The sequence below is a fragment of the Pseudarthrobacter albicanus genome (assembly GCF_018224015.1).
GTDB classification, from domain to species: domain Bacteria; phylum Actinomycetota; class Actinomycetes; order Actinomycetales; family Micrococcaceae; genus Arthrobacter; species Arthrobacter albicanus.
Map to the genome: position 1 here is coordinate 1 of NZ_JAGPOT010000048.1, position 24,009 is coordinate 24,009.

Annotated in this window: 20 protein-coding genes; 16 read left to right on the forward strand and 4 right to left on the reverse strand. The window is 68.8% G+C overall.

Translation table 11 applies throughout. From position 1 onward, the window contains the following. Window positions 1-903, reverse strand: a 903-nt coding sequence (locus tag J9611_RS11925) for a protein kinase domain-containing protein (protein WP_211880433.1), incomplete at its 3' end; no start/stop codon positions are given. A gap of 112 nt (window positions 904-1,015) precedes the next feature. Next, entirely contained in the window at window positions 1,016-2,377 is a 1,362-nt protein-coding gene (locus J9611_RS11930) for a LysM peptidoglycan-binding domain-containing protein (protein WP_211880434.1), read from the reverse strand. 274 nt (window positions 2,378-2,651) lie between these two features. On the opposite strand from J9611_RS11930, the gene J9611_RS11935 reads away from it, so the two are divergent. Then, window positions 2,652-3,005: an Rv2175c family DNA-binding protein gene (locus tag J9611_RS11935; protein ID WP_211880435.1), complete on the forward strand. Its 354-nt coding sequence runs from the start codon at window positions 2,652-2,654 to the stop codon at window positions 3,003-3,005. A 108-nt stretch (window positions 3,006-3,113) separates the two neighbouring features. On the opposite strand, the gene J9611_RS11940 is transcribed toward J9611_RS11935, so the two are convergent. Beyond that, window positions 3,114-4,208 carry a polyprenyl synthetase family protein gene (locus tag J9611_RS11940; RefSeq protein ID WP_211880436.1) on the reverse strand — a complete coding sequence of 365 codons (1,095 nt, stop codon included), beginning with the start codon at window positions 4,206-4,208 and terminating at the stop codon, window positions 3,114-3,116. Continuing rightward, window positions 4,205-4,738: a hypothetical protein gene (locus J9611_RS11945; RefSeq protein WP_211880438.1), complete on the reverse strand. Its 534-nt coding sequence runs from the start codon at window positions 4,736-4,738 to the stop codon at window positions 4,205-4,207. The genes J9611_RS11940 and J9611_RS11945 overlap by 4 nt, the downstream gene beginning before the upstream one ends. A 201-nt stretch (window positions 4,739-4,939) precedes the next feature. Here J9611_RS11945 and dinB point away from each other — a divergent pair, with 201 nt between their 5' ends. From dinB to ftsZ, 15 genes are all read left to right on the forward strand, one after another. Continuing rightward, window positions 4,940-6,100: a DNA polymerase IV gene (gene dinB, locus J9611_RS11950; protein ID WP_211880503.1), complete on the forward strand. Its 1,161-nt coding sequence runs from the start codon at window positions 4,940-4,942 to the stop codon at window positions 6,098-6,100. Window positions 6,101-6,420: 320 nt separating this feature from the next. Further along, window positions 6,421-6,792: an SCO2097 family morphological protein gene (locus tag J9611_RS11955; protein ID WP_211880440.1), complete on the forward strand. Its 372-nt coding sequence runs from the start codon at window positions 6,421-6,423 to the stop codon at window positions 6,790-6,792. 470 nt (window positions 6,793-7,262) lie between these two features. Beyond that, on the forward strand, window positions 7,263-7,691 hold the full coding sequence (gene mraZ, locus J9611_RS11960) for a division/cell wall cluster transcriptional repressor MraZ (RefSeq protein WP_211880442.1): 429 nt from the start codon (window positions 7,263-7,265) through the stop codon (window positions 7,689-7,691). Window positions 7,692-7,890: 199 nt separating this feature from the next. After that, window positions 7,891-8,889 carry a 16S rRNA (cytosine(1402)-N(4))-methyltransferase RsmH gene (gene rsmH / locus J9611_RS11965; RefSeq protein WP_211880504.1) on the forward strand — a complete coding sequence of 333 codons (999 nt, stop codon included), beginning with the start codon at window positions 7,891-7,893 and terminating at the stop codon, window positions 8,887-8,889. Further along, window positions 8,886-9,611 (forward strand): cell division protein FtsL, encoded by a 726-nt coding sequence (gene ftsL, locus J9611_RS11970; RefSeq protein ID WP_211880444.1) that lies wholly within the window; start codon window positions 8,886-8,888, stop codon window positions 9,609-9,611. The genes rsmH and ftsL overlap by 4 nt, the downstream gene beginning before the upstream one ends. A gap of 42 nt (window positions 9,612-9,653) precedes the next feature. Then, a complete protein-coding gene (locus J9611_RS11975) occupies window positions 9,654-11,456 on the forward strand; it encodes a peptidoglycan D,D-transpeptidase FtsI family protein (RefSeq protein WP_211880446.1) in 1,803 nt (600 codons plus the stop codon). 97 nt (window positions 11,457-11,553) lie between these two features. Continuing rightward, window positions 11,554-13,239, forward strand: coding sequence for a UDP-N-acetylmuramoyl-L-alanyl-D-glutamate--2,6-diaminopimelate ligase (locus J9611_RS11980; RefSeq protein WP_211880448.1), 1,686 nt, complete (start codon window positions 11,554-11,556; stop codon window positions 13,237-13,239). Window positions 13,240-13,245: 6 nt separating this feature from the next. Beyond that, the gene (locus tag J9611_RS11985; RefSeq protein WP_211880450.1) at window positions 13,246-14,808 is read left to right on the forward strand and encodes a UDP-N-acetylmuramoyl-tripeptide--D-alanyl-D-alanine ligase; all 1,563 of its coding nucleotides are present in this window, start codon (window positions 13,246-13,248) and stop codon (window positions 14,806-14,808) included. Beyond that, complete coding sequence (gene mraY, locus J9611_RS11990) at window positions 14,805-15,914, forward strand: phospho-N-acetylmuramoyl-pentapeptide-transferase (RefSeq protein WP_211880452.1); 1,110 nt, start codon at window positions 14,805-14,807, stop codon at window positions 15,912-15,914. The genes J9611_RS11985 and mraY overlap by 4 nt, the downstream gene beginning before the upstream one ends. Continuing rightward, the gene (gene murD, locus J9611_RS11995; protein ID WP_211880453.1) at window positions 15,896-17,497 is read left to right on the forward strand and encodes a UDP-N-acetylmuramoyl-L-alanine--D-glutamate ligase; all 1,602 of its coding nucleotides are present in this window, start codon (window positions 15,896-15,898) and stop codon (window positions 17,495-17,497) included. The genes mraY and murD overlap by 19 nt, the downstream gene beginning before the upstream one ends. 2 nt (window positions 17,498-17,499) lie before the next feature. Then, window positions 17,500-18,969 (forward strand): putative lipid II flippase FtsW, encoded by a 1,470-nt coding sequence (ftsW, locus tag J9611_RS12000; protein ID WP_211880455.1) that lies wholly within the window; start codon window positions 17,500-17,502, stop codon window positions 18,967-18,969. Between the two features lie 6 nt (window positions 18,970-18,975). Continuing rightward, a complete protein-coding gene (locus J9611_RS12005) occupies window positions 18,976-20,106 on the forward strand; it encodes a UDP-N-acetylglucosamine--N-acetylmuramyl-(pentapeptide) pyrophosphoryl-undecaprenol N-acetylglucosamine transferase (RefSeq protein ID WP_211880457.1) in 1,131 nt (376 codons plus the stop codon). Window positions 20,107-20,133: 27 nt separating this feature from the next. Beyond that, window positions 20,134-21,618, forward strand: coding sequence for a UDP-N-acetylmuramate--L-alanine ligase (murC, locus tag J9611_RS12010; protein WP_211880459.1), 1,485 nt, complete (start codon window positions 20,134-20,136; stop codon window positions 21,616-21,618). Then, window positions 21,611-22,564, forward strand: a complete 954-nt coding sequence (locus J9611_RS12015; protein WP_307857086.1) for a cell division protein FtsQ/DivIB — start codon at window positions 21,611-21,613, stop codon at window positions 22,562-22,564. Before murC ends, J9611_RS12015 begins: the two co-directional genes overlap by 8 nt. Before the next feature lie 195 nt (window positions 22,565-22,759). Further along, the gene (ftsZ, locus tag J9611_RS12020) at window positions 22,760-23,971 is read left to right on the forward strand and encodes a cell division protein FtsZ (RefSeq protein WP_211880461.1); all 1,212 of its coding nucleotides are present in this window, start codon (window positions 22,760-22,762) and stop codon (window positions 23,969-23,971) included. The last annotated feature ends 38 nt before the right edge of the window (window positions 23,972-24,009 follow it).

The following is a 24,009-nucleotide window of genomic DNA, read 5'->3' on the forward strand; positions in this document are numbered from 1 at the left end:
CGGGGCCACACCGGGCGGAGGGCCCAGGACGGCAGCGGGCGGCTGGAGGTCAAGTTCGGCGTCGCTGAGGTTGGTCCGGATATGGCGCAGTTCGGACAGCAGCGTGTTCCCGTCGACGGGACGCTTGTCGGGATCGTTGGCGGTGCACCACTGCACGAGTTCATCGACCTCGGCCGCCAGCCCGGGCACGTGTGCCGAGGCGGCGCCCACGCTGGAGTTCACGTGCTGGTAGGCGACCTGGATGGGGACCTCGCCGTCGAACGGCTGCCGGCCGGTGATCATCTCGTAGAGCATGATCCCCACCGAATAGATATCGCTGCGGGCATCGGCCTGCTTGCCCAGGACCAGCTCGGGGGAGAGATACGCAACGGTCCCGATCAGCGCTCCGGTGCTCGTCGACGCCGAGATGGCGCGCGCGAGTCCGAAGTCGCCGAGCTTGATCCGGCCGTCGTCGGCGATCAGCACGTTCTCCGGCTTGATATCCCGGTGGATCAGGCCCGCGGTGTGGGCCGCGCCGAGCCCTTCGATGACGGGGTCGATCAGGGCCAGGGCGAGCCGCGGCGAGAGGGCGCCCTTGCCGTTGATGACGTCGCGCAGCGTATGGCCCTTGATGTACTCCATCACCAGATAGGCGAGCCGGCCGTCCTCGCCCTGGTCAAGGACGCCCACGACGTGCGGGTGGGAGAGCCTGGCCGCGGCTTTGGCTTCGCGGCCGAGCCGGTCCAGGAACTGGGGATCATCGGCCAGATGGGGATGCAGGACCTTCAGCGCGACCTCGCGCTCGAGCCGCCGGTCGGTGGCCAGATAAACGGTGGACATCCCGCCGCGGGCCAGCCTGGACTGAACCAGGTACCGGTGATCCACCAGGGTTCCAACGAGAGCGTCCGACGCGTTTTCCTGCACTGTACAATCCTAGTCGCTGCACGGAAACGGGCCCGGATCGACTTGCGATCCGGGCCCGTGGCCTGCGTTCGGGGCGGCTGCGTCCCAGGACATCCGCCGCGGCGCCGGGTCCTTAGAACGTGCGCTGGTTGGCCTTGATGGAGGCGACGTAGCTCTTGGTGTCCTCGTACATCCCGTACTTGCTGACGGAGTACTGGCCCTGGTAATAGCCTGCGATGGCGGTGTCCTGGTCCTTGCTGGTCAGGACCAGCTGCCGGATGATGGCGACGCCGGCAGTGGCGTTGTCGTAAGGGTCCAGCAGGTTCAGCTGGCGCCCCACCAGATCGGAGGCCCATTGGCCTGAGGACGGGATGACCTGCATGGTGCCGATTGCGTTGGCCGGGGACACGGCGCGCTGGTCGAAACCGGATTCCTGAAGGGCGAAGGCCAACGCCAGGGACGGGTCCACGCCCATGCGGCGGGCCGTGTCCGCGACGATCGACTTCATCTGCGCGCGGCTGGGGACCGGCGAGGCGTTGAGCAGGGCCTTGTTCTCATTGGCCGAGCTGACCACGGCGGCAGGGTAGGTGAACCCGAGGAATGTGCTCGGCACCAGCTGCGTCGGCGCGGCAGCGGGCTGGCTGGACGCCGGTGCGATGGAGATCCCCGCGCCGGGGATGGCCAGCTTCTGGCCGGGGTAGATGATGCTGCTCATCGTGAGCCGGTTGGCCGAGAGGACGTCGGAGAGTCTGACACCGTTCCTGGCGGCGATGCCCGAGAGGGTGTCGCCGGATTTGATCGTGTAGGAGCCGGAGCTGGCGGAAGCCGGGGCTGCAGTGACTGCCGGAGCCGGTGCGGCCGGAGCGGCTGGGTCGGCGCCGATGCTGACCTTCTGGCCGGGGTAGATGATTGAGCCCATATTGAGCCCGTTCCAGCCGAGCACCTCCGAGAGCCTGACGCCGTGGCGGGCAGCGATGGCGCTGAGCGTGTCGCCGGACTTCACTGTGTAGACGCCACCGGCGTCGGCGGCCGGTGCTGCGGGGGCGCCCGGCTGGGGGGCCGGAGCTGCTGCCGAGCCGTTGAGCTTGATCTTCTGCCCGGGGTAAATGATGGTGTTGGCCTGCAGGTTGTTCAGCTTCAGGACTTCGCCGGTAGCGAGGCCGAACCTGCCGGCAATGCCACTGATCGTGTCGCCGCGGACGATCGTGTAGTCCGCCGGAACCGGGGCCAGGAAGGGCTGGAACGCGGCCGGAATGGCGGCCGAAACGGACGCGGCGGGGATCAGCCCCGCTTTCAGCGACTTTTCGATACCAGCCTGTACCTGCGCGCGCATGGCTGCCGCGAGGGTCGCCGGGATAGCACGGGGACGGGGCTCGGCCGCCGCAGGCTGGGCGAGCGCCAAAGAGGAAAGCACGACGGCGGGAAGCGCCGCCGTCGTCGCGGCAATCATCGGCAGGCTGTGCCTCGAATTGGGCTTTGGCGAACGTGTCGTCATGGGAAAGATCCTCATCTCAGCGGCAAACGCTGCGGGTCGAGCCGGCATTACTCCTGATACCAGTGTGACAGAAGTTATTGCTGTTACAACTGTGATGCATGTGAATCTTTCATGAATTCGCCATTGGCACAAGGACTCTTCGGCATTCCGTTAACAACGGCTCACGAAGCGGCGTCGCCGGCCACCACCGGCCAGCGCCGGCCAGCGCCGTCCGCCGCCGGTCCGACGCAGGTCCGACTAGGCGCGGGGGCCTCCGCCATGGCAATCTTGATCCGTGAGTAATGTAGAAAGCCTGGTGGGCGAATGGCTGCCCCTTCCCGATGTTGCACAGCTTCTGAACGAACCAATTACGAAGGTTCATGCGCTCCTGGATGAACGCGCGCTGGCTGCATTGCGGGTCGGCGACCGGCGTATTCGCTGCGTGCCGGCGGCTTTCATCCAGGACGGTCACGCCGTGGAGAGCCTTAAGGGGACCATTATTGTCCTCGCGGACGCCGGTTATTCGGATGAGGAACTCATTACCTGGCTGTTTACGCAGGATGACTCCCTGCGCGGCCGCCCGATCGATGCCCTCCGGGAAGGACGCAAGACGGAAATCCGCCGCCGGGCACAGTCCCTGGCCTGGTAGGGCCTCCCGAAGAGAGTATTCCCTGCATTTCCGCCGGGCCGCGCACAGCGGATGATGTTGTGCGCGGCCGGTGGTCCATGGGGGCACGAAATCCACGTCAGGCGGTTCTCAGGCGGCGCGGCTGACCGTGGCCTCGGCGAGCCTGCGCAGTGCCGTCTTGGGCAGCTCCGCCAGCTCCAGGAGGTCCAGTGCGGCGAAGGCCGCCCGCCCGAACTCCTCAATGAGTACCTCCGTGGCCTGGAGGGCACCGCAGTCGACGATGATGCGCCGGATCTCCTCGACGTCGGCGTCGCTGAGTTCCGGGCTGCCCAGCTTCGCGTCAAGGAACGCTGACTCGGCCGGTGAGGCCTGGTCCAGTGCGAAGGCCACCAGGACGGTCCGCTTGCCCTCGCGCAGATCGTCCCCGGCAGGCTTCCCGGTGGTGACGGGATCGCCGAAGACGCCCAGCACGTCGTCCCGCAGTTGGAACGCCTCGCCGAGGGGCAGTGCAAAGGCCGAATAGCCGCGCAGCAACTCCTCGGGCGCGCCGGCCAGGGCGCCGCCCAGCGCCAGCGGATGCTCGGTGGAGTACTTGGCCGACTTGAAACGGATGATGGACTGGGCCCGGCTGACCGCCCCCGCGCGGTCCCGCATCGGCCCGGCGACTTCTTCGAGGATGTCGAGGTACTGTCCGGCCATGACTTCCGCGCGCATCAGGTTGAAGATGAGCCTGGCCTGGCTGCCCGAGGCGGCCCGCCGGCCGATTTCCGTGAAGGATTCCTCGCTGAAGGACAGGCAGAGATCACCGGTCAGGATGGCGGCGGCATGGCCGAACCGCTCCCTGTCCAGCGCCCAGCCCTGGTTTTCGTGCAGTTCGCTGAAGCGCCGGTGCACGCTGGGGCCGCCCCGGCGGGTGTCCGAGCGGTCGATGATGTCGTCATGGATGAGGGCCGCCGCCTGGAACAGTTCCAGGGCCGAGCCGGCCGTGACGATCTCGCCGGCATCGGCCTCGCCGCCGGCGCCGCGCCAGCCCCAGTAGCACATGAGCGCCCGCAGCCGTTTCCCGCCCGTCACGAGGTTCGAGATGGATCCCATCAGCGGATCGATGTCCTGCGAGATGGCGGACATGACAGCCTGCCGGCTCGTCAGGAAATCGGTGAGCTTGCCGGCGACGGCGGCCACATAGGCGCTCTGCTCCAGGCGCAACTGTTCAGCGAGGGTCACTTGACGGACTCGGCAGCGACGTTCGCCCCGATGGTGAAGGTGGAGACCCCCGCAGTCTCCATGACGGCAATGTTCACCGTCTCATTGTCGCCGCGGAGGAAATCCTTGGACGGTATTGTGCCCACTGTTTCTCCGGGGACGGCCTTGAAACCCTGGGCCTCAAGCTCGGTCGTATAGAACGCGAGGACCGCGGCGGCCGGCGAAGCGATGCTGCCGACCAGGGCCGCCGTCGCGGGCACCGTGGTCTTGTCAAAGCTGCTCGAAACGACCTTGGCGCCGGGCATCAGCGGCAGGAGCTTCTGCGGGAAACCGGAGACGACGGCGCCGACCGTGGCCGAGGTGCCCGGTTGCGCCGAGGGGCTGGGAGGTGCCGTGGTGGAGGACTCCGCGGTGGAGGGAGCGGCCGCCGTCGAGGACGATGCCGGCGACGAAGTCCCGGGGCCGGCGGGCGTGCACGCGGCAACGCCCAGTAACGCGCCGGCTGCCAGCACGGCTGCTGCGGCCCGTTTGTGCTCTCCAAAAACCTTCACAGGGACTTTCCTCCATGGTGTTGACGCCGGATTCAGCCTCCAGTTTAGTCAGTCCCGGGGCCTAGGATTGAAGTCGTGGGACCGGACGCAGATAAAGCAGCAGTTACAGCAGCAGATACGGCAGCAGATCGGCAGGGGACCGGGCAGCCAGTCGAGCGGCTCGCTGAAGCACGGATCCGGGAGCTCCGGCGGAGCAGCATCATGCATGTGGACATGGACGCCTTCTTTGTCTCCGTGGAGTTGCGCAGCCGTCCGGAACTGCGGGGCAGGCCCGTGATCGTGGGCTACCCGGCGGACCGTTCCGTGGTGCTCTCCGCCTCCTACGAGGCCAGGGCTTTCGGCATCAAGTCCGCGATGCCCATGGTGGTGGCGGCACGGATGTGCCCCTCCGCCGTCATCATCGAACCCCGCCACAAGCTGTACTACGAGGTGTCCGGCCAGATCATGGCCATCTTCGGTTCCATCACCGAGCTCGTCGAGCCGCTGAGCGTCGACGAGGCCTTCCTCGACGTCGGGGGAGCCATCCGGCGGCTCGGCCCGCCGCGGGACATCGGCGAGCTGATCCGCAGCCGGGTCCAGCGCGAACTGGGCATCACCGCATCGGTCGGGATCGCGGCCAGCAAGTTCGTCGCCAAGATCGCATCGACCCGCTGCAAGCCGGACGGCCTGCTGCTCATCGGCCCTGATGAGACCGTGCCATACCTGCACGGCCTTCCGGTCAGTGCCCTGTGGGGCGTGGGCGCCAAGACCGTCGAGGTGCTGTCCAGGATGGGGATCCGGACGGTGGCCGACGTCGCCGCGTCACCCCTTCCCTCGCTCCGGAAAGTCCTTGGCGCCTCGGGGGAACACGTCTACCGCCTGTCGTGGGGGATCGACCCCCGCCCGGTGACCCCGGTCCGGCTGGAAAAGAGCATCGGCGCGGAAGAGACCTTCGCCATCGACACGGCCGACGAGGCACTGCTGCACAGGGAGCTGCTGCGGCTTTCGCACCGGACGGCGGAACGGCTCCGCGGCGCGGGCCTGCACGCCCGGACAGTGGCGCTCAAGCTGCGCTACGCGGACTTTTCCACCATCACCCGCAGCCGCACCGTGAGCACCCCGATCGACAGCGCGCAGCTGCTCTATGCCGTGGCCGTGCAGCTCCTCGAGTCCGTCGGGGACCGGCCGATGACCGTGCGCCTCGTGGGCATCAGGGCAGAACAACTGGAAGAGGCAGCCCAGGCACCCCTGCAGCTCAGCCTGGACCGCCGTGACGACAACTGGCGGGCCGCGGAACAGGCCCTGGACCGGGTGACGCAAAAATTCGGTTCCAAATCGGTGCTTCCGGCCCGGCTCCTGGACCCCGGGAGCAGTTCCGGCTGACCCGGCCGCCGCCGTTTCCGCCGCCCTGTGCCGCCGCGGCCGGGCTGTGTCCACGGGGGCGCCGGCCGACACGTGCGAAGGAAACAACAGCGTCTTTCAGAACAGGGCCGGACAAACTATCCTTATTTATACGTAGGTTTAGAACGACTGGATCGAACGTTCGGACTACGGCGTGGCCAGCTGAACACCCCGCACGGGACCGTGGAACCGCCCCTTTCGGCCAATGACGGCGAATGGGAACCACTCGGGAAACCGGGACGTTATGGGTTTAGGCACAGGTCACGTCAAGTCTGGACGTTGGCCGACTTAAGGAGGTCGTGATGCCGCTCTCGGAGCACGAACAGAAGTTGCTGGAGCAACTTGAGAAGCAGCTGAATGAGGACGATCCCAAGTTCGCCAGCTCGATGGGTTCGGACCCCGGGCGATCGTGGTCCACCCGCCATCTGGTCATTGGCGTCCTTGCCGGCCTGGCAGGAATCGGGCTGCTGCTGGCCGGCGTCTGGATGCAGATAATCCTCGTCGGGGTACTGGGCTTTGTGGTGATGGGCGCCGGCGTGTACTTCGCCACGATGCGCAGTTCAACGATCGGCAGGTCCAAGGCCGCAGGGGGCCGGAAACCAGGCAAGCCCAGGAGCTCGTTCATGAGCAACCTCGAGCAGCGCTGGGACGAGCGGCACCGCGGGGAATCCTGACGCTTCCGGACTGTTCCGCGGCCACGGCAGTTCCGCCCTCCATTTTCCACCACCCGGCACGCCGGGAGGCCAGCCTGAGACCCGCTTCGGCGGGTCTCGTGCTGTTTAACCGCCCATTTGTGAACGGCCTGACGCCCTTTGTGAACCGCGCCTAAGCCCGCCGGCGATCCGGGACAGGCCGGACGGCGGCGCCCGAAGAGTCGGCGGCGCCCGAAGCCCCCGGCGGCGCCCGGCGCCGTTCACGGCTGCCCGGCGAGGACGGGGCGGCGGCCAAAATCCCTCCACTTGGACCCCCCTTCCCTACTTCGCCGCCATTGCGCGGAATGCCGGGCCTGAATCTCCCATGGATCGGCGCAAATAAAGCCCGGATGTCGTTGACTGTGGAGGGATGTGGAGTAATGTGGAGGGCGTAAGAGGGTAGTGGCAGCACAGGGGACGTTGGCCTTGCTAGAACAGACGGGTGGTGGGCCGTGTTTCTCGGCACCCATTCGCCGCGTCTGGACGAAAAAGGCCGGATTATCCTCCCAGCGAAGTTTCGTGAGGAACTTGCCAGCGGGCTGGTTCTCACAAGGGGCCAGGAGCGTTGCATCTACGTTTTCAGCGAGGCCGAATTCGGGCGGGTTCACGAGCAGATGCGGGAGGCTCCAATCTCCAATAAGCAGGCGCGTGACTACATCCGCGTTTTCCTCTCTGGAGCCTCGGACGAGGTACCTGACAAGCAGGGGCGCGTGACGATTCCGTCGGCGCTCCGGGAGTACGCAGGTCTTGGCAGGGAACTGGCCGTCATTGGCGCCGGAACCCGCGCGGAGATCTGGGACGCCCAGGCCTGGAATGAGTACTTGGCCGAAAAGGAAACCGCCTTCTCGGAGACCGACGACGCCATCCCGGGGGTTCTCTAAGAACCCGTCAGACCGCACCACACGTTTCTTGATCCAGATCTCCAGCCGCCCATCCGGGTGTTTTCCTGGCTCACTTCCCCGGAGCCAGGCGGACCCCGGATAGGCGCGGATGGGGATCTGGACCAAGAAGCACACGCAGTACAAGAAGCAGTACAGAAAGCCAGCACAGCACGATCCCGGACAACGGAAGGACGAAGGCGTGACGGACCCCCACCAAGCGAAGCCTACGTCCGAACGGCATGTACCGGTCCTCAGGGACCGGTGCATCAATTTGTTGGCACCTGGCTTCGACGCGGCCCGCAGCCGCGGCGGGACGCCGGTGGTCATCGACGCCACGCTGGGCATGGGCGGCCACGCCGAAGCCATGCTCCAGCGCTTTGGGGACCTTCACCTGATCGGGATCGACCGCGACGAGGAAGCGCTGGCCCTGGCCGGGGAGCGCCTGACGCCCTTCGCGGACCGCATCGACCTGGTTCACGCCGTGTATGACGAAATCCCGGAGGTGCTGGACGACCTGGGTTTCGCGGAAGTCCATGGCGTCCTGATGGACCTCGGAGTCTCCTCCCTGCAGCTTGACGAGCGGGAACGCGGCTTCGCCTACTCCTTCGACGCACCCCTGGACATGCGGATGGACACGAGCCGCGGCCAGACCGCCGCCGACGTCGTCAACACCTACAGCGAAGAGGACCTGGTTCGGATCATCCGGAAGTGGGGGGAAGAGAAGTTCGCGGGCCGCATCGCCAACAGGATTGTCACGGCGCGCGCCGGGAAGCCGTTCACCACCACCGGGGAGCTCGTGGACCAGATCCGCGACGTGGTTCCGGCCGGCGCAGCGAAGTCCGGCGGGCACCCTGCCAAACGCACCTTCCAGGCCCTGAGGATCGAGGTCAACGAGGAACTCGATGTCCTCGAGCGCGCCATCCCCGCCGCCATCGCCGCCATCGCGGTCGGCGGCCGCGTCGTCGTCATGTCCTACCACTCGCTGGAGGACAAGATCGTCAAGGGATTCTTCCAGGCCGGATCGAAGTCCTCGGCGCCCCTGGGGTTCCCCGTGGAGCTGGAAGAACACAAAGCCGAACTGAAGACCCTGACCAAGGGCACCGAAGTTCCGACGCCCGCCGAAATCGCCGAGAACCCGCGCGCAGCCTCCGCCAGGCTCCGCGCTGTGGAACGCATCAAAGCCAGGAGAGCCGCATGAGCACTGCCGCTGTCAACAGATATCCCGTGAACACCGGCGCCACCGCCCGTGCCCTGCCGGGGCAGGCCCCCGGTAGCGGCCCGGCCCGGAAGTCGCGCACGCCGCTCTCGCTCGTCCGCTCGGCCCCCCGCAAGCGCCGCGCCCCGTTCGTGGTGCTCTGCTTCGGGCTCCTGGCGTTTGCCCTCATGGTGGTCCTGGTGCTCAATATTTCTGTGTCCTCAGCGCAGTACCAGCTCGTGCAGCTGCGGGGCGAGCAGTCGACCCTGACGAAGCAGAACCAGGATCTGACGCAGCAGGTGCAGAATTTTGACGCACCGCAGAACCTTGCGGCCAGGGCCACGGAACTGGGCATGGTGGCCTCCACGGTCAAGGGACAGATCGACCTCTCCACGCTGACGGTCACGGGCAAGGCCAAGCCGGCCGTCAAGGGCGGCACCCCCGGCGCCGTCATCGCCGCCCCGGCCGTCGCCGGAGCGATCACCGTGGTCCCGCCGGCCTCGGCCAATGAGCCGCTCGCCGGCAGCAATTCCGCAACCGCCGAACCGGCACCGGCAGTACCGGCACCGGGCATAGCGGCGTTACCGGCTGCCCCGGACGCCGCCGCAGCACCAGCACCAGCCCCAGCCCCAGCTCCGGCCCCGCCGGCCGCACCAGCAGCTCCGGCCGTGGAACTTCACGGCGGATCCGTTCCGGCCCCGGCGCAGAAGGTTCCGGAACACTAGGACAGGATCGATCACCAGCCAGGCAAACAGCAAGGAACATTCGTGGTGCAGAACACCGGCAAGGCCCGCAAGGCGACAGTGCCGAGCGCGACCCGTCGGCTCCGCCTGGGCCTTGGCATCATGCTGGCGCTCCTGCTCGTCGTCGGCGGCAAGCTGTTCCTGGTCCAGGGCCTGGACATCGGCGGGATGGCTGAGGCGGCTCTCAAAAACCGCCTCACGCCCGTCGAGCTGCCCGCGGAACGCGGCAGCATCCTGGACTCCGCCGGGACCGTCCTTGCCAGCAGCGTCATCCGCTACAACGTCGTCGTGGACCAGACCGTCAACACCAAGACCGAGTCCTTCCGGCGGCTCGAGACGGTGGACGGCAAGGACAAGCCCGTCACGGTGTCCCGGGAGCAGGGGATCTCGGAGCTGGCGGCCGTGCTCGGGATGGACAAGAGTGCCCTGACCGACGCCCTCACCGGGAACCGGCGGTACTACATCGTCGCCAAGGACATCAGGCCCGACGTCGAGGACCGCATCTCCAATCTGCAGGTCCCCGGCATCGTTACCGTAGGCACCAGCAAGCGGGTCTACCCCAACGGTTCCGTCGCCGGCGGGATCGTGGGTTTCCTGAAGGACGGCACCACGGGCCAGGCCGGGCTCGAACAGACCCAGGACGATATCCTCAAGGGCGCCCCGGGCAAGCGGCTCTTCGAAATCGGCGCCGACGGGCTGCGCATCCCGGTAGGCGTGGACCAGCTGACTCCCGCCGTGAACGGCAAGGACATCAGGCTCACGCTCAACGCGGACCTCCAGTACTTCGCCCAGCAGGCCATCCAAAGCCAGACGGACAAGTTCGGCGCCGAGTGGGGCGTCATCGTCGTTTCGGACGCCAAGACAGGCAACATCGTGGCGATGGCGGACACCAATGCCCCGGACCCCAACGACCCGGGCAAGGTCGATGCCAAGGACCGCGGTGTGCGCGCCGTGACGGCCGCCTACGAGCCGGGGTCGGTGGAGAAAATGATCACGGCCGCCGCGCTCATCGAGGAAGGCAAGTCCAGCCCGCTGGACAGGTTCACCATTCCGCCGACCTACACCGTGGACGGGCAGACCTTCAGCGATGCGTTCGAACACGGCACTGAGGAACGGACCCTGGCCGGCATCCTGGGCTGGTCGATGAACACGGGGACGGTCATGGCAGGCCAGCGGCTGGGCAAGGACCAGCGCCACGACTGGCTGCAGAAGTTCGGCATCGGCGAGGCGCCCGATATCGGGCTTCCCGCCGAGGCCGCGGGCATCCTGACTCCTGCGGATCAATGGGACGGGCGCCAGGAGTACACAGTCCTCTTCGGCCAGGGCGTCTCCCAGTCCACCCTGCAGACCGTGCGGGCCTACCAGAGTATCGCCAACGACGGCGTCATGCTCCAGCCCCGCCTGATCGACAGCTACATCAGCCCCGACGGCACCGAGGAAAAGGTCCCGGCCCAGCCCCCGCGGCAGGTGGTCTCCAAGGACACCGCCCGGCAGGTGCGCGACATCCTCGAAAGCGCCGTCACGGAAGGCCAGATCAAGGAAGCCGGCATCGACGGCTACCGGGTCGGCGCGAAGACCGGAACCTCACAGTCGCCGTGCGACGACGGCAAATCCGGGTTCTGCGGCTTGACCGCCTCCATGGTCGGGATGGCGCCGATGGACGATCCGCGGTTTATTGTTGAGGTGGTCCTGCAACGGCCCAAGGGCGACATTCACGGCATATCGAACGGACCGGTGTTCCGCTCGGTGATGAGCCAGGCGCTGCGGACGTTCAACGTCCAGCCGTCCACCGGCGAGCCCGCCCGGCTGCCGCAGTACGCCAAGTAGCACCACCGCGCACCAACCAGTACAGCAGCAAGGCTGCGGGCCGGAGCATGCCTCCGTGCGCAGCGCAAGATCCACTAGCACCGCAACGGAGATCCACTTGTCAGAGCTCAACGCCCCCGGCGCGCCCGCGCCGTCCGGCCAGGAATCCAGGACGGGCTTCCGGCCCGCTGCGGTCGCCGCTGTGCCCCTGGCCGCCATCGGCGAATGCATCGGCGTCGTCGTTCCCGGCACGTCAGGCTCCGTCCCGGTCACCGGGATCTCGCTGGACTCCCGCGCCGTGCGGCCGGGGGACCTCTATGTCGCCCTGCCGGGCGCCACGCGGCACGGCGCCGACTTTGTCTCCCAGGCGGTCGAGGCCGGGGCCGCCGCGGTGCTGACGGACGACGCCGGCGCGCGCCTGCTGGCGCTCTCCAACGACGTCCGCGTTCCGGTGCTGCTCGCCGCGGAACCGCGCGGGGTCGTCGGCCGGCTGTCAGCCCTGATCTACCGGAGCCGGCCCGAAGGTGCGCCTGCGCCGGTGCTGTTCGGCGTCACGGGCACCAACGGCAAGACCACGACGACCTACTTCATTAATTCGCTGCTGCAGGCGCTCGGGAAGACGACCGGCCTGATCGGCACCATCGAGATCCTCGCCGGCGGGGAACCCATCCCCAGCCTGCTGACGACCCCCGAATCCACGGACGTCCACGCCCTGCTCGCGCTCATGCGCGAACGCGGGCTCGACGCGGCATCCATGGAGGTCTCCTCCCATGCGGTGTCCTTCCACCGCGTCGACGGGGTGGTCTTCGACGTCGCCGGCTTCACCAACCTGACCCAGGACCATCTGGACCTGCACGGGACAATGGACGAGTACTTCCGGACCAAGGCCCGGCTCTTCACGGCCCAGCGGGCCCGGGCCGCCGTCGTCACCGTGGACGACGGGTGGGGCCGGAAGCTGGCCGCCGCCGCGGACGTCCCGGTGACGACCCTCGCCACCGCCGGCCCCGGGGCAACGGCCGGCTCTGCGGGTGGCCCTGCGGGGGGCCCTGCCGGGGGATCCGGCGCGGACTGGACCGTCGTCAACCCGGTACCCCGGGCGCTGGGCACGGAATTCGTGCTGCGGCACCGGGACGGCACCGAGCTGCGCGTCCACACCGGCCTGCCCGGCAGCTTCAACGTCGCCAACGCGGCGCTGGCCACCGTCATGGTCCTCGCGGGCGGGCACGAGCCGGCCGCGGTGCAGTCCGCCCTCGACACGGCGGACCCCTTCACGGTGGCCGTCCCCGGCCGCATGCAGCTGATCTGTACGGCTCCCGCCGCGGTGGTCGACTTCGCGCACAACCCGGATGCGCTGGCCAGGGCACTGGAGGCCGTCCGGTCGCCGGCGCCCGGCTCCAAGGTGATCGTCGTCTTCGGCGCCACCGGGCAGCGGGACCAGGGCAAACGGCCCGCCATGGGGGCCATCGCCGCCCGGCTCGCGGACACCGTGATCGTCAGCGATGATGACCCGCACGACGAGGACGCGGCGGCGATCCGCGCGGACGTGCTGGCCGGTGCCGTCGCGGCCCAGGACGGCGAAGGCCTGGACTGCACCATCCTGGAGGTCTTTCCGCGCGACGCCGCCATCCGGAAGGCCGTTGAGCTGGCGGCGCCCGAGGACACCATCCTCGTGGCCGGCCGCGGCCACGAGGTATGGCAGGAGGTCAAGGGAGTCAACCTCTCCCTCGACGACCGGGTGGAGCTTCGGCTCGCCTTGACAGCACGGGGATTCACCGTTCTCGAAGACCAGCGGATAGAGTCCTAAACCGAGATGATTGCACTTACAGCGGCGGAAATCGCCGAGATAACCAACGGCCGGCTGGCCGCGGAACCGGGCACCACGCCCGGTTCGGTGGTGACCGACTCCCGTGAAGCCACAGCGGGCTCCCTCTACGTGGCGAAGCCGGGGGAGACGGCCGACGGCCATGACTTCGTCGGATCCGCCTTCGAACGCGGCGCCGTGCTGGCACTTGTGGAACATGATGTCGCCGACGACGCCGGGCGGAACTACCCCGCCGTCGTGGTCGAGGACGCGGTCCTCGCCCTGGGCGCCCTCGCGGCCGAGGCCGTGCGCCGGATCCGTGCCCGCCGTGAAGCCGGCGGCGCCCGGCTGACGGTCATCGGCATCACCGGCTCGGCCGGCAAGACCACCACCAAGGACCTGCTGGCCGGGATCCTCGGCGCTGGCAGCGACAGTGACAGCGCCGACGGCGGCACCACAGGCCGCTCCGAAGGTAAAACAGTTGCCCCGCAGGGGTCCTACAACGGGGAGGTCGGCGTCCCGCTGACTGTCTTCAAGGCCGGCTATGATACCCGCTACCTCGTCATCGAGATGGGCGCCACCGGCGTCGGACACATCCGCTACCTCGCCGACATGGTCCGCCCGGACATCGGCGTCGTGCTCGGCGTCGGCTCGGCCCACGCCGGTGAGTTCGGCGGAGTGGAGAACATCGCGATCGCCAAGGGCGAGCTCGTCGAGGCCCTTGGCGCCGGCGGCACGGCCGTGCTGAACCTCGATGACCCCCGCGTCGCGGCCATGGCGGACCGGACGGCGGCCACGGTGCTCGGCTACACCTCCCTGCCGGCACGCGACGGCCGGTCCGACAGAGTCGGTGGAGAGTGTGTCCGCGCGGACGGCGTCGAACTCAACACCGGCGGGCACCCCGAATTTGAACTCCTGCTGCCGGGCGGGAAGGCCCCGGACGGGACGGCCCCGGATGGTAAGAATCAGTTCCACGTAGAGAGCCGCCTGATCGGCGCCCACCACGTCGGCAACCTGCTGGCAGCGGCCGCAGCGGCGCACGCCGCCGGCATCCCCGGCGCGCAGATCGCCGCCTCACTCAGCGCCCAGGCCGCGGCGAGCCGCTGGCGGATGGAGCGGACGGAGCGCGCCGACGGAGTCACCATCATCAACGATGCCTACAACGCGAACCCGGAATCGATGCGGGCCGCGCTGCGCACGCTCGCGGACCTGGGCCGCGGACGCCGGACCTGGGCGGTCCTGGGCGCCATGCTCGAGCTGGGCCCGGATTCAATCCGCGAACACATGGCGGTCGGCACCCAGGTGGTGAGGCTGAACATTTCCCGTCTGGTCGTGGTCGGCCGCGAGGCGCGTTCGCTCTTCGTCTCGGCCGTCAACGAAGGATCCTGGGGCGACGAATGCGTGTTCGCGGAGACGACGGACGAGGCGTACGAACTGCTGCAGGCTGAACTCGCGCCGGGCGACCTGGTCCTGTTCAAGTCCTCCAACAGCATCGGGCTGCGCCATCTGGGGGATCGGATAGCATGGCCTCCGCAAGCCACCGGAACCGCCGCTGAAGGGAGTGCGCTGTGATTGCACTGCTGATAGGCGCCGGCCTGGCCCTGCTCTTTGCCCTCGTCGGAACCCCGCTGTTCATCCGGCTCCTGGTCCGGAAGAGCTACGGGCAGTTCATCCGGGATGACGGCCCCACCTCGCACCACACCAAGCGCGGCACGCCCACCATGGGCGGCACGGTGGTCATCCTCGCGGTCCTCGCGAGCTATGGCATCACCCACCTGATCATGTGGCTGATGGATCCGCGGTCCCCGGGCCCGACAGCCTCGGCCCTGCTGCTGTTGTTCCTCATGGTGGGGATGGGACTGGTCGGCTTCCTGGACGATTTCACCAAGATCTCACAGCAACGCAGCCTCGGGCTGAACGCGAAAGCCAAGCTGATCCTCCAGGGCGCCGTGGGCATCGTCTTCGCCGTGCTGGCCCTGAACTTCCCGGACGAGGCGGGCGTGACGCCGGCGTCCACGCACATCTCCCTGGTCCGCGACATTCCGTGGCTCAACCTTGCCTTCGGCGGCACCGTGCTCGGCGCCATCCTCTTTGTCCTGTGGTCCAACCTGATCGTCACCGCCGCCACCAACGGCGTGAACCTCACCGACGGCCTCGACGGCCTGGCCGCCGGCGCCTCCGTGATGGTGTTCGGCGCCTACACCCTGATGGGCATCTGGCAGAGCAACCAGGCGTGCGGCTCCCCGCGGCAGGCGGGCAGCGGCTGCTACTCCGTCCGGGACCCCCTGGACCTGGCCCTGCTGGCCGCGATCCTCAGCGCCGCGCTGGTCGGCTTCCTGTGGTGGAACACCTCACCGGCGAAGATCTTCATGGGGGACACCGGATCACTGGCGATCGGCGGCGCCGTCGCCGGCTTCGCGATCCTGTCCCGGACCGAGCTCCTGCTGGCCTTCATCGGCGGCCTCTTCGTCCTCATCACCCTCTCGGTCATCATCCAGGTCGGCTACTTCAAGATGACCAAGGGAAAGCGGTTCTTCAAGATGGCTCCGCTGCAGCACCACTTTGAACTCAAGGGCTGGGCGGAAGTCACCGTCGTCGTCCGTTTCTGGATCCTCGCCGGGCTGTTCGTCGCCGCGGGTCTGGGCATCTTCTACGCAGAATGGGTGGTGCTCCTGTGAGCGGTCCGATTCCCTCCCCCGTCACGACGTCGCCGCGGCTTAAGGACCTTCTCAGCTGGGATTCCGACTGGGCCGGGCTGCGCGTGGTGGTGACCGGCATCGGCGTCTCAGGCTTTGCCGCCGCCGACACGCTGATCGAGCTCGGCGCCCGCGTGGTCGTGGTGGACGCCGCGACGAGCGGGAAGGCGAACGCGCAGGCGGACACCCTCCGGATCGTCGGCGCCGCCGAGGTCCTCCTCGGGGAAGACGCCGTGGCCACGGTGCCCCGGGTCGACGGCCAGAAACCGGATCTCATCGTCACCTCGCCGGGCTGGCGCCCGGACCAGTCGCTGCTGGCTGCCGCGGCCAGGGCACACATTCCGGTCTGGGGCGACGTCGAACTGGCCTGGCGCGTCCGCGAACGCAAGGGACGCAAGACCGCCGACTGGCTCACCATCACCGGCACCAACGGCAAGACGACCACCGTCGGCCTGACCACGGCCATGCTGCAGGCGGCCGGCCTCAAGGCCATCGCCGTCGGCAACGTCGGGACGCCCATACTGGACGCCCTGCGGGACCCGGTGGACTACGATGTCCTGGCCGTGGAGCTGTCCAGCTTCCAGCTGCACTGGAGCGACTCCGTGTCGGCCGTGGCCAGCGTGTGCCTGAATGTCGCCGAAGACCATGTGGACTGGCACGGCTCCTACGCCTCGTACCTGGCCGACAAGGCGAAGGTCTACGAACACACCCGGACGGCGTGCATCTACAACGCCGAACAGATCGAAACCGAACGCATGGTCGAAGACGCCGACGTGGTGGAAGGCTGCCGCGCGGTGGGCTTCACCACGCTCACGCCCGCGGTCAGCATGCTCGGCGTCGTCGAGGGCCTGCTGGTGGACCGCGCCTTCATTGCCGGGCGCAAGGACAGCGCGGCCGAGCTGGCCCCCATCGCCGACCTCGGCGCGGGGGTACCCCGCCACATGGTCGCCAACGCCCTCGCGGCAGCGGCCCTCGTCCGGGCCTACGGCGTCGAACCGTCAGCGGTCCGCCAGGGGCTGCAGGACTACCTGCCGGGGGACCACCGGATCCAGCCCGTCGCACGCCACAACGGCGTGCTCTGGGTCAACGACTCCAAGGCCACCAACCCCCACGCCGCCGCCGCCGCGCTGTCCGCGTACGAGAACGTGGTGTGGATCGCGGGAGGGCTGTCCAAGGGCGTCAATTACGACGCCCTCATCCGGGAGCATGCCCGCAGGCTCAAGGCCGTCGTGCTGATCGGCACGGACTCCAGCGGACTGCATGCAGCGCTGCGGCGACACGCACCGGATGTCCCCGTGATGACCGCGGCGACGGGCGACACTGAAAATGTGCAGACTGCCGGGACGGACCAGGCCGGCGCAGGACCTTCGCCGGATTCCGGCCGGACTGTGATGGCCCGGGCCGTTGCCTCGGCGGCGCAGCTGGCCGCCTCCGGGGACACTGTGCTCCTGGCCCCGGCGGCTGCTTCCATGGATCAGTTCTCTTCCTACGCTCACCGCGGCGACGCCTTTATCGAAGCTGTCCGCGAGCTGGTGGAAGGGCAGGCCCGGACCGGCGAGGAGTAACAATGGTCAGCACGCCCACACGTACGACGGCGGCAAGGCCCGCCGCCGCAACCTCGCCAGCCGCGAAGGCACCAGCCGCAACGGCACCAGCCGCGAAGGCAGGCAAGCCGGTGACACGCGTGGCCAGGGTCCGCGGCTGGTCCCGGGGTTTCTGGTCCGCGCTGGAGGGCTCGGGCAAGTCCCGCAACGGCTCGACGTACTACCTAATCCTCGGATCCACCCTGGCCCTGACCGCGATCGGCATCATGATGGTGCTGTCCGCCTCCAGCGTGGAAGCCATCGCCGCGGGGGAGTCGCCGTACTCGGCGGCGCTCAAGCAGGGGATGTTCGCCGCGATCGGCGTGTTCTGCATGTTCCTGCTATCCCGCGTCAATGTGGTGTGGCTCAAACGCGGCGCCTGGTTCGCCATCATTGCCGCGTTCGTCCTGCTCGTGCTGGTGCTGCTCGTGGGCCGCAGCGCGCTCGGCAACCAGAACTGGATCGACGTCGGACCCTTCACGTTCCAGCCCTCCGAGGCCGCCAAGCTGGCGCTGGCCCTGTGGATGGCCACGGTGCTGCACCGCAAGGCCAGGCTGCTCTCCCAGGCGAAGCATGCCCTGATCCCGGTGGTGCTCCCAGGCGCCGGCGGAATCATCGGTCTCATCCTCCTGGGCAACGACCTCGGCACGGCCATGATCGTCATCATGATCACCGCCGCGGCCCTGTTCTTCGCCGGGGTGCGGCTCTACCTGTTCGGCCTCGGCGCAATCCTGGGCGGTGCCGTCGTAGCAGTCCTGGCCATCACGAACCCCAACCGGGTCTGCCGCATCCTGTCCTGGACCGGCCAGACCTGCGCCGACGGCTCGGATCTGAACTACCAGTCCACCAACGGCCTCTACGGTCTCGCCTCCGGCGGCTGGTTCGGGGTGGGGCTGGGCCAGAGCCGGCAGAAGTACAGCTGGATCCCGGAGGCCCATAACGACTTCATCTTCGCCATCATCGGCGAGGAACTGGGCCTGGTCGGCACCGTCGTCGTGCTGGTCCTCTTCGGTATCCTCGGCACCGCGATCTACCGCGTGGTCGTGGCCCAGAAGGACATGTTCCACCGCGTCCTGGCCGGCACCATCATGGTCTGGCTGCTCGGCCAGGCCGCCGTGAACATGGCCGTGGTCACCGGGCTGGCTCCCGTGATCGGGATCCCGCTGCCGTTCATTTCCTACGGCGGCTCGGCCCTGCTCATGTCGCTGTGCGCGATCGGCGTAGTCTTGTCCCTGGCCAGGGCGCAGATGGCGCCCGGCATGCAGCCCAAGCGGATGTTCAGGTACGGCCCCGCCGCACTGGCCAAGTCGCTCCGGGATGCACGCGCGGCGCGCAACAGGGCCAAGTCTGCCGCCGGTGAGTCCCCGGCCGGGAAGCCGGCCGGAACGCCCGCCAAGCCCGCCGCCGCCAAGCCCGCCGCCGCCGCCAAAGTCCCCGCACGAAAGCGTAAATAGCCCTTCATGAATACCGAGTCGCCTCCATCCGGTCTGTCCGTCGTCCTGGCCGGCGGCGGAACAGCCGGGCACATCAGCCCGCTCCTGGCCATCGCGAACGCGCTCCGTGCAGCCCGCCCCGGCGTGCGGCTCCTGGCCGTGGGAACACCGGCCGGCATGGAAACCCGGCTGGTTCCGGCCGCCGGGCTGGACCTCGCCACCATCGGCCGCGTCCCATTCCCGCGCAAGCCCTCGCTGGACCTGCTGCGGTTCCCCGGCCGGCTGGCCGGCGCCGTGAAGCAGGCCGGCCGCATCCTGGACGAGGCCGGCGCCGATGTCCTGGTCGGCGTCGGCGGGTACGTCTGCACGCCGCTGTACCTGGCGGCCCGGCGCCGGAAGATCCCCATCGTCGTCCACGAAGCCAACACCCGGCCCGGACTCGCCAACCGCGTGGGCGCGATGCTCGGGGCGCGGGTGGCCGTCGCCTTCGCCGGGACCCGGCTCGGCGCGGCGGAGCATGTCGGCATGCCGATGCGCACCGAAATTTCGGGCCTGGACCGCGCGGCGGCGAGGGCTTCGGCCCGGGCAGCCCTGGGGCTGGATCCGCAGCAGCCCGTCCTGGTCGTCACCGGCGGCTCCTCGGGCGCCCAGAGCATCAACCGGACCCTCGCGGCGTCCGTCGGCGCCCTCGCCGAGGCCGGCATCGCGACCCTGCACATCACCGGCCGCGGGAAGGCCGTGCCCGACGCCGGCGGCGGGCCGTTGGCCGCGCCCGGCTACCGGCAGGTGGAATACGTGGACGGGATGGAAACGGTGTACGCCGCGGCGGACCTGCTGCTGGCCCGTGCCGGCTCCGCCACTGTCTGCGAAGTGGCCGCCGTCGGAGTGCCCGCGGTCTTCGTCCCCCTGCCGATCGGCAACGGCGAGCAGGCTATGAACGCCGCCGGCCTCGTCGGCGCCGGCGGGGCCCTGATCGTGGCGGACAGCGCCTTCACGCCCGGCTGGGTCCGTGACCACATCATCCCGCTGCTGCGCGACCACGAGCGGCTGGCCCGGATGGCAGCCAGCTCAGCACACCTCGGCATCCGCGACGCCGACCGGCGCATGGCCGATCTCGTCCTGGAAGCGGCAGCTTCACCGAAACAGCAGCGTCATTGAAACAGCACAGCAGGAAGCGGTAAGGAAATGACCCAGCCCGAGAACCACCCCGGCACCCCGCAGGCCGTCCGCAGCCAGGCGGCTGTGCCCACCCAGGCGTCTGTGCCCACCCAGGCGGCCCTGGGTCGTGTGCACTTCGTCGGCATCGGCGGCGTCGGCATGTCCGCCGTCGCCCGCGTCATGGTGGCGCGCGGCGTCACGGTGAGCGGTTCGGACGCCAAGGACCTTCCCGTCATGGCCGAGCTGGCCGCCGCGGGTGCCAGGATCGCCGTCGGCTATTCCGCCGCGAACCTGGGGGACGCCCAGACCGTGGTCGCCGGCTCGGCAATCCGCCCGGACAACCCCGAACTGGCGGCCGCGCGGTCCGCGGGGCTGCCCGTGATCCACCGCTCCGAAGCGCTGGCCGCGACCATGGCGGATGACACCGTCGTGACGGTCGCCGGCACGCACGGCAAGTCCACCACGACGTCGATGATCACCGTGCTGCTGCAGGGCGCCGGGCTGGACCCGTCCTTCGCCATCGGCGCGAACGTCCCCGCACTGGGCGTCAACGCGGCGCACGGCAGCTCCCGGATCTTTGTCGCCGAGGCCGACGAATCGGACGGCTCCTTCCTGAACTACCGGCCGCAGATCGCGGTGGTGACGAACGTCGAACCGGACCACCTGGACTACTACGGCACCGCGGAAGCGGTCTATGCCTCTTTCGACCGGTTCACCGCGCTGCTGCCGGCCGACGGCGTCCTGGTCGCCTGCGCGGACGACGCCGGCGCGCGGGCCCTGGCCCGGCGCACCCTCGAGCGCGGCAACACCCGCGTCATCCTGTACGGGACGGCGGACGACGCCGTAATCAGGCTGCACGACGGCGGTCCGGGCCAGGTGTCGCTCTCCACTGCCGCCGGACGGTTCGCCGTCGAACTGCAGGTCCCCGGGCGGCACAACGCGCTCAACGCGGCCGCCGCGTTCGCCGTCGCCCTCGAACTCGGCGTCGCCCCTTCCGCCGCGGCCGGCGCCCTGGCCCACTTCTCCGGTGCTTCACGCCGCTTCGAGGCCAAGGGCGGGGGCCGGGGCGTCCGCGTCTACGACGATTACGCCCACCACCCGACCGAAGTCCGCGCCGCGCTTTCGGCCGCCCGGGCGGTGGCCGGGGAACACAAAGTGCATGTGCTGTTCCAGCCCCATCTGTTTTCCCGGACCCGCGAGTTCGCGCGGGAGTTCGCCGACGCCCTCAACGACGCCGACACGGCCCTCGTCCTGGACATCTATGCCGCCCGCGAGGATCCCGTTCCCGGGGTCAGCAGCCAGCTGATCGCCGACCACCTCGGCCCCGGGGGCCGGCTCGTGGGCCCGGGCCAGGAGGCCGTCCAGGCGCTCCTCGCCGCCGCGGCGCCCGGGGACATCGTGCTGACCGCCGGAGCCGGAGACGTCACCGCGTACGGCCCGCTGATCGTAGAGGCCCTGAACACCGGGGCCCTGAACACGGGGGCCCCGGACGACGGGGCGCACCGTGCCTAGCACCCGCCGCCCCCGCTACAACGCCGGCACCAGGGCGCCCGGCGCGTCGTCCCCGCAGCCGGAGGGAGGCCGCACGGACGTCATTTCGGCCTCCAAATCCGCGGACGCAGGAAAAACGGCGGCCGCCGGCGGCAGCCGGACCGCGGCGGAGGCCAGGCCCGGAAAATCGTCGGCGGCGCCTCCGGACAATACCCTTGACAATTTTGCCCCGGACAATTCACTCGACAACGTGCTGTCCTTTCCGGAGCCCAAGGCCAGGCGGCGGAAACGGATTCTGCTGGGCACCGCCGGCATCCTCGCGGTGCTGATGGCGGGGATCATCGCCGCCGCCGTCTACTCGCCGGTGCTGGCCCTGCACACCGTCACGGTGGACGGCACGAGGATGTTGAGCACGGAGCAGATCCAGGCGGCCCTCGCACCGCTGCAGGGCAAGCCGCTGCCGCAGATCAGCGATGCGGACGTCACGGCGCTCCTGCAGCCGCTGGTCCAGGTCAAGGCAGCCACGACGCAGGCCCGCCCGCCTTCCGGCCTGCACGTCCACGTCACGGAACGCGTTCCCGTGGCCCTCGTCAGGCAGGGAACGGCCTTCCAGGTGGTGGACGTCGACGGCATCCAGCTCAGCACCACCACCGACCCCGCCTCGATCCCGTTGCCGGTCATCGACGGGGGAGTGGGCACCCTGCCGAAGGACCTGTTCCAGGCCATCACGGCAGTCCTCGGAGCGCTCCCTGCCGACATCCTGGCCAGGCTGTCCGATGCCTCGGCGAAGTCCGTGGACGCCGTCGAACTCCAGCTCGTCGACGGGCAGACCATCGTCTGGGGGAACGCCGGCGAGAAGGAGCTCAAGGCGCGCGTGCTGGCTGCGCTCCTGAAGGTCCCGGCGGACCCGAAAAACCCCGTCCGGGTCTACGATGTCAGCGTGCCGCGGCACCCGGTCACCCGATAGCGGCCGATCGGGGGGTATTTCCCCGGTATTCCCGCGACACGCGGGGCCGGTTATTGAATGTCCTCCGCATAGGAAATACCGTCACAGACATGAGTTACTTGACATAACTATAACCTTCAACTCGAAGGTTAAGGTTCCAAGCTTCAAGCCCGACTCCACAGTTTTCGCAATAAACACGAACAAGGGACACGTAACGTGGCAGCTCCGCAGAACTACTTGGCCGTCATCAAGGTCGTCGGCATCGGCGGCGGTGGCGTGAACGCAGTCAACCGCATGATCGAGGTCGGTCTTCGCGGCGTCGAATTCATCGCGGTCAACACCGATGCGCAGGCATTGTTGATGAGCGATGCAGACGTCAAGCTCGACATCGGGCGTGAGCTGACCCGCGGCCTGGGAGCCGGTGCGAACCCTGAGGTTGGCAGGCAGGCTGCCGAGGACCATGCCGAGGAAATCGAAGAGGTCATCCGCGGCGCTGACATGGTCTTCGTCACCGCCGGCGAAGGCGGCGGCACCGGCACCGGCGGTGCGCCCGTCGTGGCGCGGATTGCCCGCTCGCTCGGCGCCCTGACCATCGGGGTCGTGACCCGCCCCTTCACCTTCGAGGGCCGCCGCCGGGCCGGCTCCGCGGAAGCCGGCATCGACGCCCTGCGTGACGAGGTCGACACCCTGATCGTGATCCCCAACGACCGCCTGCTGTCCATCAGTGACCGCAACGTCTCGGTCCTGGACGCGTTCCGCTCGGCCGACCAGGTCCTGTTGTCCGGTGTCCAGGGCATCACGGACCTCATCACCACGCCGGGCCTGATCAACCTGGACTTCGCCGACGTCAAGTCCGTCATGCAGGGTGCGGGTTCGGCGCTCATGGGCATCGGCTCGGCCCGCGGTGAAGACCGCGCGGTCAAGGCCGCGGAGCTGGCGATCGCCTCCCCGCTGCTGGAGGCCTCCATCGACGGCGCCCATGGCGTGCTGCTGTCCATCCAGGGCGGCTCGGACCTGGGTCTGTTCGAGATCAACGAGGCAGCCCGCCTCGTCCAGGAAGTGGCCCACCCGGAAGCCAATATCATCTTCGGTGCGGTCATCGATGATGCCCTCGGCGACGAGGCACGCGTCACCGTCATTGCCGCGGGCTTCGACGACGTCAAGGCCACGTCGCCGTCCATGGACCAGTCGCTGCCGGCCGCACCCCAGCGCGCGGCCGCCCCGGCACCGGCCCAGGCTCCTGCCTCCGCCCACGTCCAGCCGCTGCACGCCACCGTCGGTGCCTCAAGCTACGGCGGCTGGGGCCAGCAGCGCCCGTCCGCCGTGCCGGCCGACTCGGGCTTCGACGTGGACCTGCCCGCCGTCGTGGAACCGGACCTCTCCGGCCGCCACTCGGATGACCTGGATGTCCCCGACTTCCTGAAGTAGATCCTGCCAGCCACCGCGGTGCTGCCCCCGGCAGTGCC

What these genes read in the sequence shown, in the direction of transcription:
- dinB (WP_211880503.1), top strand. Translation starts at nt 4,940, where the DNA reads ATGCATGTGGACATGGACGCCTTCTTTGTCTCCGTGGAGTTGCGCAGC.
- J9611_RS12005 (WP_211880457.1), top strand. Translation starts at nt 18,976, where the DNA reads ATGAATACCGAGTCGCCTCCATCCGGTCTGTCCGTCGTCCTGGCCGGC.
- J9611_RS11930 (WP_211880434.1), bottom strand. Translation starts at nt 2,377, where the DNA reads ATGACGACACGTTCGCCAAAGCCCAATTCGAGGCACAGCCTGCCGATG.
- murD (WP_211880453.1), top strand. Translation starts at nt 15,896, where the DNA reads ATGGGTGGTGCTCCTGTGAGCGGTCCGATTCCCTCCCCCGTCACGACG.
- ftsL (WP_211880444.1), top strand. Translation starts at nt 8,886, where the DNA reads ATGAGCACTGCCGCTGTCAACAGATATCCCGTGAACACCGGCGCCACC.
- murC (WP_211880459.1), top strand. Translation starts at nt 20,134, where the DNA reads ATGACCCAGCCCGAGAACCACCCCGGCACCCCGCAGGCCGTCCGCAGC.
- ftsW (WP_211880455.1), top strand. Translation starts at nt 17,500, where the DNA reads ATGGTCAGCACGCCCACACGTACGACGGCGGCAAGGCCCGCCGCCGCA.
- J9611_RS11955 (WP_211880440.1), top strand. Translation starts at nt 6,421, where the DNA reads ATGCCGCTCTCGGAGCACGAACAGAAGTTGCTGGAGCAACTTGAGAAG.
- J9611_RS11985 (WP_211880450.1), top strand. Translation starts at nt 13,246, where the DNA reads ATGATTGCACTTACAGCGGCGGAAATCGCCGAGATAACCAACGGCCGG.